We start from the raw sequence: 8,377 nt of genomic DNA, 5'->3' as shown, positions 1-8,377 counted from the left end.
TAGAAAATCACGCGAAAATCGAATCTACTCTCATTTTGAAGAATGGGAAATGGATTTAGAAGAATATATATCCAAACACATTTTGTTTGGCCAAACGTTTTTGGAAAAATCCCAACGAGAGCTTTCTAAAGAAACCAATATTCCGTTGGCCACATTAAAAAAAATACTGAAGCAATCGAAACGAATTATCAGTAAAGTGGAGGGCAAAGGTCGTTATGCGGTGACGTTGATATCCACCAATGCGATCGTGGTAGAGCAAGCGATCCGTCATGCCTTGACGAAAAAACAAGCGCAAAAAGAAAAATACCTGGCTTTTTTAGGCACATTTTCAGAAGCAGCTCAATTTATTGCGATGAAATTGAATCAAAAAGAAGGCACGCACCACCTCCAAAGCGCCATTTTGAAGGGCTTGCCTAGTAGCGGTCATGAAGTGTGGAACTTGCTCGAGAACACGTACCGAACAAGGCGACAGCGCGATTTAAGTGCATCCGAAACGGGTTAAAAGTCAATGGGTTCAATTGCCAATTACTTAATTCTAGAGACCTTGTTTTTCTTCTTGTGCTTTTGAAGTTTATGTGTGGCTTATGCCAGTCTTGTCTGTTAGAGAAAGTAAGGAGTCACCGGCAAATAGAAAGGGGTGAACGTGCGCATGCACCCTTTAGCGTATTTGTTTTAGAGTGAACAAATAGTCTTTTCGTTCTTGATAAACGGAAAAATAAGACTTTCTCACTGTGTACTTTTGTTGGATTCTGCTATACAATATACGAACAAACGTTCTTATATTGTTTATGGAGGTGCTTGTATGTTAGGGAAAGCAAAACGATTTGAACAACAAGCGTTAACTTCTTTTGTGGTTAGTCAGGAAGATTGGCTGGGTTATGTAGCGATGATTCAACAAGCGCATGTTTTACACAAACAACTGAAAGTGACGGTCTTCGTGGGGGGTTATCAACGAACGGTTTCTGGACGTTGTGTGTTATTGAACGAATCTTTACGGACGTTCCTGTGTGGGGATATCATCGTTCGTGCAGATGAAATACTAAAAGTCGAAGATGGGGAAGGGCGTGAACGTCATGTTACGTCCTGACAGTGAACAAGACAGGGGCATTCAAAAATGGCAAGGCTTTTTCTTGTCGGAGCATTCGGAACAGCTGGCGCAAGACCAGGAACATGATGCCTGGCTAGAAGAAATGTCTTCGGAAAAAGTCCAAGATGTTCTAGCTGTAGGCTTGCTTCAACAACGCCTTTTAGTGATACAGTTGAAACCTGAACAGGTTGACACAGGAGAAGGTTATCCTGAACCTTTGATTAAAGGTTATGTACGTGGTTCTGAAGGAGAACGTTTAATATTACAGACCAATCAAGGGGTTCAGCAAGTTGTAGTGGCCCACATTCATCATGTTCATTGCGAGGAGCGTGTTCAAAAGTGGTACACGTAATGGATTATCGTGATGTTCCGAGACGCGATATTTTGTGCATTGATAACCGTTCTTTTTTTGCGAGCGTGGAGTGTGTCAAACGGGGATTAGACCCCTTAACGACTTTCTTAGTCGTCATGAGTCATGCTGATCGTCCAGGTGGTTTAGTTTTGGCCGCCACTCCGAAAATGAAAGAAGTCTTTCAAATCAAAACAGGTTCCAGGCGTTTTGAAGTGCCCAATGATCCACGCATTTTGATTGTGCCCCCACGTATGAAATTATACCTGAAGGTGAATCACATGATTCAACAGATTTTTTTGCGTTATGTCCCCCAAAAATTTTTACGGCCTTTCAGCATTGATGAATGTTTCCTAGATGTTACGGGTTCTCATGCGTTGTTTGGTTCCACCGAGGAAATTGCGACACGCATTCAACGTGAAATTTTGGAAGAATTAAGGCTCCATGTGACAATTGGCATCGGGGATAATTTGTTGTTAGCGAAACTTGCTCTGGATAACGCGGCGAAAAAAAGTAAAAATGGATTAGCAGAATGGCGGTATGACAGTATTCAAGAAACCGTATGGCAAATACCGAAGTTAACGGATTTTGTGGGAATTGGGGAACGCATGGCAAGACGACTTTATGGTTTGAACATTTATAGCATCTTTGAATTAAGCCAGGCATCGCCGAATTTATTAAAGCATCAATTGGGTGTCGTCGGAACGGAGCTTTTTTATCATGCGCATGGACTAGACTTCAGTCGGATTGATGAAAACTATGTACCCAGTGAAAAATCGTTTGGGAAAAGTCAAATTTTGGAAAGAGATTATGACAAGCCAAGCGAAGTGGCCATTGTCATACGAGAAATGACAGAAGAAATCGCGATGCGCTTGCGTGAAGCCTATCTCGATACATCCACGGTTTGTTTGAGTGTCGGTTATAGCAAATATAGCGTGGTAAAAGGGTTTCGAAAACAGTTGAAAATCCAACCGACCAATGCTAGTCGGACTTTGGTGGACAACGTGTTAACGCTATTTTGGGAGCATGTGGCAGAAGAACCGATTCGCAGTATTTCCATCTCCTGTGGGACTTTGACCCCAAAAAAGGGGTTGCAACTGAATTTGTTTGAACAGCCTGAAAAAACGCTACAGCAACAGCAACTGGATCGGACGATTGACCAAATTCGAAAACGATACGGTTTTCAAGCGATGATGCACGCGAGTAGTCTTGTCGAGGGGGCAACAGGCTTGAAGCGTTCTAGTTATGTAGGTGGACACCATGGTTAAAGCATCTATCTTAATTCAAAGATAGATGCTTTTTATAATTGTGTACAAAAAAAGAGGGAAATAACAAAAAATGAGTTGTTTAAGACAAAAAATAAGGTTTCTAGGGTATTTTACGTTTGACTCGTCATCTTTATGTTAAACTATTAACAAGATAGCTATAGATGGTTTATTAGCGTAGTCTAAAAAGAAATTTTCACTAGATGAGTAGCTACTAAATGAAAGGTGAGAAAAGGGAATGAAAACAACCTATTTTTTAGATGAACATATCCATGTGGGGTAAAGAAGAGTATATAGAATGATGTTGGGCTAAAGGAGGATTATCAAGAAATCATCCTTTAGTTCATTTTTTATATATCATCTTTTTGATTACGATAAATACCTTTTTCTTTTAGGAGTTTATTCCATTCCATTTCGTTATCTTCAGCGAATTTTGAATTAAAAGTACTTAATTGTTTAATACTGGTATGAGCGGTTCTTCTGGCATCTGTATATAGGCCTTCCTCAAGAAGTATTTGCGCTTTGATAAATAAAGCATCAAAGTAAAGAGATTGATCACTAGTTGTTTCGCATTCCAATAATGCTTGTTCAATATAGGGTTTTGCACTCAGGATATCGCGGTTAAGTTTTAAACAATAACATAAATTAAGCAAGGTTCTTATTTTAGATTCTTTAGCAGGATAAAGTTCGTGATATTCTGTGAATACTTCCCGAATTCGAATAGCCATTTCAATTGCGTCATCACTGTCAAGAAAATGCAAAATTCCTTGAATTGCTAGTGCATCCCAGTAAAACCAATGTGATTTTACTGATATAGCGTGATGCATGGCCTGAACGATTTCATAACATTCTTGTAAATCTTCGTTGATGGAAAACGTCTTGATGGCTTCTGATACCGTATACAAATTTTGAACATCTTGGTCATGATTACTTTGTAAGTATTTTTGGCAAACTCTCTGGAAATTGTTAAGTGCATTAGGATTCAGTGAATGGCGAATTTCTCGATAAAGAAATAATATATTTTCTTTTGAAGCAGGATCTTTACGATCATGCAAAAAGAAAAATTCAGTGAATGACATATCAAGATTTTCTAAAATAGTAAAGAAAACTGGAACGGTTGGTGTGGTGATACCTCGTTCTATCTTGCGATACGTACTAAGCGGAATTTGGCCTGAAACCTCAGCTTGTGACATACGTTTCAAAATGCGTATTTCATACAATGTTTTATGGATATTGTGAATATTATGTGACATTTTTTCGTAGACACTCCTTTCAAAAAATAGATTAAATAAAAAATTGGAAAAGTGACCATATTAGGACACCATAAAACGGCTTAAATAAGCGAATTTATTAAAAAGGATTATTATTATTTTTAGAAAGTGACCATATTAGGACACCCTTTTATAAATGTTGCTTGTTTTTGGACTTTATGGTTTAATACAGATATGGAATAGAAATATAGATCCTGGCCATATGAATGATCGAAGGAGGTAAACATATGAGTTTTATCTTAAGTTTTGTTGGTTTTAATCTCACGGGACATTCTTATGTTGGTTGAAAAAAAGAAAATGTTTGTTTGACAACGAGTCCACAATTGGTGTAAACTCATTGCGAATTCAGTTGAACAAATAAAAAAATAGGCGAAGCACACAGATCAATTTTCCGGCAAGTCAATTGACATGTGCTAGGAAGGTAGCTCCTTCCTCACCGCATCTCTTAACAGCACTTAGGAGACGGCGCTTCACCAATCGCTATTGTACCATTTTATTGAAGTTTTCGCCACAGGAAAAGGGTAAGAATTTTATAACGAATCAAACTTGATTCTTCTACAAAAACTACTCCACTTTTTTGAGGCATATAAGCTTTTAAAAAATACAATAAGTGATTGATAGAAGAGTCTTCTACTTGAGTAGAGGACTCTTTTTTTATAGTTTTGTATTAAAGTTAGGGGGAAAGACAATGGTAATCACAACGAAAGATGAAAGAATGATGAAGCCAATGAATAGTCCTATGCTGCAACGAAGGCTTCGTTCGAAAAGAAAAGTAAATCGAAAGAAAGCACAAGTACGACTAACGTATAAAAATTTAGAATCTATCACTTGGTATATCATCATTCGAACTTTTGATAATCAGAATTACGTATACTATCAACAAGATTGTTTGGGTCAAAATGGGTATTATGCGGTTGATTTAGAGAGTTTACAAAAAATCTCCTTACGGGACTTATACTATCACATTCGAAATATACGAGTCGGGGAAACAACACAACTGATAGCTAAAAGGAAACAGCCAGACGATTCACTCATACTACAACCAGGAATGCAAAAACTATTATAGTCTTTTCCATGCCAATGAAAAAGAAAATAATTTCTTTTTCAGAAGTAATTTTGAAAACTGAATAGTAAAACTTACTAATTTGAAACTTTCCCGTCAAACGGGTTCATACAAATTAGCCTGACGCTTATCAGCACTCGGCGAAGGGGTTGGATTATCGTTTAGAGATGAAACGTTAAATCTCTGTGCTCACTGGTTGCCGAACAAGCCATAAACGGCGCATGGTTGGATATAACTTATTTTGCCAAGACCTGTCTTTCGACAGCGAGCGAATAGAAAAAAGTTATATAGCTGATCAAGGGTTAGAATGTTTCTTCAGCCTCAAACATTCAATTTTTTTGAAGACTAGTATGGTGAAAGAAGCAGAGACAAGAGTCTTATCCTTTCTCATAGATGTCTCTGTTTCTTTGACCGCACTCATTTTCATTGGCATGGAAAAGAATTCGGTTATTTATCTAAAAAGCAGAAAGTTTTTTTCTCTTATATTTACGGAAATAAACATAACAAATTTTCCTTTCTGCTTTTTCTTAAAACTGAAACAACAAGTTGAATTTTATTTATAGTATACTGAAAGAAATGTTGGATATAAAAACAACAAAATTGCTAGAAGGGAAGAGAAGGATGTTAAATCGAAAATGGTTTATAGGAATTGGAGTTGGTTTGCTTCTAGTTGGCGGTGGAGTTGGATTCACTCAATATCAAATCCACGCAAAAGCAGAAGAAGAAGAACAGCAAGCTGTGCAAAAATCAGAAGCGCAATTAGCGAAACAAGTAGAAGCCTATAAAAAAGAAGGGGCTTCATTTTATCTTAACGATAAAAAAGAATTATTAGCAAAAGATGTAAATGCAGAGGATGTTCAAGCGCTGAAAAGCAAATTACACAAGCTTGAAGGAAAAGAAATGACGGTAGCAACCGCAGAGAAATTAAATACAGCGATAGTAGAAATTGCAGATGCTGAAAAAATGATTGCCTTACGTGATCAAGTCAAAAAATTACTTGATCAAAAAGGTGTATTAACTGAAAATGCAAATGTAGCAGATGTTGAGAAACAAGCTAATGAGCTTAAAGAAGTGAAACCTGTTTTTTATGCAGAGCAGAATAAATGGATTCAACAAGCGAAACAGCAAAATAATCAATTAGTAAAAGCCCAAAATGCGGTAAATACACTATTTACAGATGCGACAAGAAAGACAATTAAAGAAAGTATAACGCGATCACAATTTCAAACAGCTTTAAATGAAAAAAATAAAGTGAAACAATCTAAAGCAAAACAAGCACTCATTGACGATTTAAATCGCGTTGAAAATTACTTAGTCACAAAAGAAAAGCAAGTAGATCGAGCAAAGCAAAAAGCAACAGAAACACAAAAATCACAAGCTAGTTCAGCTCAGAATTCAACATCAAGTTCGAAATCTCACAAACAGGGGAGTTCATCATCAGAATCAACTAGTGCATCTAGTAAATCAAGTACTTCAAGTCCATCCTCAAAATCAAATTCAGGAAGTTCAAGCAGTTCTTCGGGTCATTCATCAAATTCAGCGTCAAACGAAGGAAGTGATTCTTCACAATCTAGTGATGATTTAACTCCTGGCGATACATGGAATGGAAAAACCGATAACAAAGGAAAAATGGACAGCGATGATGGTAGAGAATGGGGTACGATTGATTGGTAAAAAAATATGTGATTTAAAAAAGACACTTCTAATGAGGTGTCTTTTTTTTAGTCAATTTATGGAGGAGAATACTTAAAAATGGAAATAAGAGCCCCAACAAAGAAAGATTATCAAAACTAAGATTTAAAAAATTTTAATATGGAGGAAAAAAATGATTAATAAAAAAGTAAATAAATGGCTAACGTTCTGTCTAATTGCTTTTGTTTTTGTATCTACAATTTTAGCACCAATTCAGCGCGTATTTGCCCAAGAAAAAACAGGCTTAGATCCAACTCAAATTTTTAGCGCAGATGGCGCCCAAAAATCGGCAGAAGAAGAAGAAGCTTTAAAAAGAGGTGTGAGAAACAATTTACGTTCGCTTAAAGCTAGTACTTCGGCATCAGTTGTATATAAAGGAGCTGTAAGTTACGGAGGAAGCACAGTTGGTCATTTTGAAGTGAATGGACAACAAGCGTTTTGTATGGAGCATCCCAAAAATACACCGCCAAGCGGAACAAGTAATGATGGGGGTAACATTTATGACAATGATAAGGTTGCCGCAACACTCTACTATGGAATTACTGGGGATGGAAATATATTTGGATCCGATTGGACACGTGGAACAGTCGTAACTTCTCTTGTTATAAGTGAAATGTACTTAGGTTCTTATCAAGGTGGTCAAAATATCGCAGGCTATGATGAACTAAAAGCAAAAGCACTCGCAGGTAATTATCCGAAGGCAAAAGCAGCATTTTCTAAAACGAGTGTTAATGCAACAGTGGTTAACAATGTTCAAAAAACAGAAACAATCAAATTAAACGCTGATACAGCAAATAAATTTTCATTTACGTTACCTAATCAAGTTTCATTTGTAAATGTCACAACTGGTGCGAAAAAAACGGGCGGACAAGTTACAATTAAAGGTGGCGACTCGTTTTACTTAACTGCTCCTTTAACCTATGATACAGATTATGTATCTGGTGAGTTAAAAGGAAGTATGAAAAAATTTAGCTCGGTTCTATACCGTATGACCAACGCTACTTATCAAACATTAGGCAAAGGTGGATGGTTCGATCCAACTCTAAGGATTTCTTTCAAAGCAAATTTTGAAGCTCAAACAGGATCCATGAAAGTGGTGAAAAAAGGGAATGATGGAAAATTATTACAAGGTGTTAAATTTGAAATCAAAGATACAACTGGTAAATTTATTGCAAAAGGAACTTCAAATGCTAATGGCGAATGGAGTCAAGGGAATTTAACGTTTGGAAACTATGTGTTGATTGAAACAAATTCAATTCCAGGATACAAACTCAACACAAAAACATATCCTTTTACTATTGGCGCGAACACACAAAACATCACATTAGATGTAGTGAATGACGCCCTTGTTCCTAAAATTCATACAACAGCAACCGATCAAGAAGACGGCGACAAGAGCCTAGAGCCATTGAAACAAGTCTCCATTCAAGATGATGTGATTTTCAGTGGTTTAACGACTGGAAAACAATACACCGTCACAGGGACTCTCATGGATAAAGAAACTGGAAAACCAGTTATGGTCAACGGTAAAGCGGTGAAAGCAAGAAAAATCTTTACGCCAACAACTGAAACAGGAACAGCAAAAGTCATCTTCACATTTGATGCATCCTCGTTAAAAGGTAAAGAAGTCGTTGTCTTTGAATCGTTAAG

At 37.0% G+C, this 8,377-nt stretch carries 6 protein-coding genes and 2 pseudogenes; 7 read left to right on the top strand and 1 reads right to left on the bottom strand.

Features of this window, described 5'->3' with window-relative positions:
- The 4 genes and pseudogenes from CFT42_RS14565 to CFT42_RS14550 all read left to right on the top strand — a co-directional run.
- Positions 1-502: pseudogene (locus CFT42_RS14565) on the top strand (primase C-terminal domain-containing protein); the annotation flags it as partial.
- Between the two features lie 300 nt (positions 503-802).
- The gene (locus tag CFT42_RS14560; RefSeq protein ID WP_088816530.1) at positions 803-1,087 is read left to right on the top strand and encodes a hypothetical protein; all 285 of its coding nucleotides are present in this window, start codon (positions 803-805) and stop codon (positions 1,085-1,087) included.
- Positions 1,074-1,439, top strand: a complete 366-nt coding sequence (locus CFT42_RS14555; protein ID WP_088816529.1) for a hypothetical protein — start codon at positions 1,074-1,076, stop codon at positions 1,437-1,439. The genes CFT42_RS14560 and CFT42_RS14555 overlap by 14 nt, the downstream gene beginning before the upstream one ends.
- 12 nt (positions 1,440-1,451) lie before the next feature.
- Positions 1,452-2,704: pseudogene (locus tag CFT42_RS14550) on the top strand (Y-family DNA polymerase).
- A 347-nt stretch (positions 2,705-3,051) separates the two neighbouring features.
- Here the strand turns inward: CFT42_RS14550 and CFT42_RS14545 are convergent.
- Positions 3,052-3,954: a helix-turn-helix domain-containing protein gene (locus CFT42_RS14545; RefSeq protein WP_088816527.1), complete on the bottom strand. Its 903-nt coding sequence runs from the start codon at positions 3,952-3,954 to the stop codon at positions 3,052-3,054.
- Positions 3,955-4,660: 706 nt separating this feature from the next.
- On the opposite strand from CFT42_RS14545, the gene CFT42_RS14540 reads away from it, so the two are divergent.
- The 3 genes from CFT42_RS14540 to CFT42_RS14530 form a co-directional block, all read left to right on the top strand.
- Positions 4,661-5,038: a hypothetical protein gene (locus CFT42_RS14540; RefSeq protein WP_088816526.1), complete on the top strand. Its 378-nt coding sequence runs from the start codon at positions 4,661-4,663 to the stop codon at positions 5,036-5,038.
- Between the two features lie 618 nt (positions 5,039-5,656).
- Positions 5,657-6,709 carry a hypothetical protein gene (locus CFT42_RS14535; protein ID WP_088816525.1) on the top strand — a complete coding sequence of 351 codons (1,053 nt, stop codon included), beginning with the start codon at positions 5,657-5,659 and terminating at the stop codon, positions 6,707-6,709.
- 151 nt (positions 6,710-6,860) lie between these two features.
- Positions 6,861-8,377, top strand: a 1,517-nt coding sequence (locus CFT42_RS14530; RefSeq protein ID WP_159458188.1) for a VaFE repeat-containing surface-anchored protein, incomplete at its 3' end; no start/stop codon positions are given.

The organism is Listeria goaensis (genome assembly GCF_900186125.1).
Taxonomy (GTDB): Bacteria; Bacillota; Bacilli; order Lactobacillales; family Listeriaceae; genus Listeria; species Listeria goaensis.
Note: the sequence above shows the minus strand (reverse complement) of the source record. Positions and strands in the feature narration are given on the sequence as shown.